At 48.9% G+C, this 741-nt stretch carries 1 protein-coding gene; it reads left to right on the top strand.

Annotation, left to right across the window (positions count from 1 at the left end):
- Positions 1-44 precede the first annotated feature (44 nt).
- On the top strand, positions 45-741 hold a 697-nt coding region (locus R7Z77_RS25310; protein WP_318137040.1), incomplete at its 3' end, for a peroxidase family protein.

Raw genomic sequence — 741 nt, 5'->3', positions numbered from 1 at the left:
TGTAACGACTAGCACTCGCAAAACGCAAGAATGGGAGAATTAACATGACACAAGAAAAAGCGCATTCCGCAGGCAAATGCCCCGTAATGCATGGCTCCATGACCACCAATGACAGAACAGAAAAGAACTGGTGGCCGAAGTCGCTCAACCTAGACATTTTGCATCAACACGACGCTAAAACAAGTCCAATGCCGAGTGATTTTGATTACCAAGAAGAAGTCAAAAAACTCGATTTCTCTGCACTCAAACAAGACCTCATCGCACTAATGACCGATAGCCAAGAATGGTGGCCTGCTGACTGGGGACATTATGGCGGCTTGATGATTCGTATGTCATGGCATGCGGCAGGGACTTATCGAATCGCAGATGGTCGCGGCGGTGCGGGCACAGGTAATTTACGTTTCGCCCCGCTAAATTCATGGCCAGATAACGCTAATCTCGACAAAGCAAGACGTATCCTTTGGCCGATTAAGAAAAAATACGGCAACCAACTGAGCTGGGCCGATCTCATTGCGTATGCCGGTACGATGGCTTATGAATCCATGGGGTTGAAAACGTTCGGCTTCGGATTCGGGCGCGAAGACATCTGGCACCCAGAAAAGGACATTTATTGGGGCTCAGAAAAAGAATGGCTGGCACCTACCAACAACCCTAACAGCCGCTATTCAGGTGAACGGGATTTAGAGAATCCACTCGCCGCTGTGATGATGGGCTTAATTTATGTCAACCCAGAAGGCGTCG

Source organism: Vibrio sp. 1401 (assembly GCF_033340295.1).
This window is presented reverse-complemented; position numbering and strand designations above follow the sequence as displayed.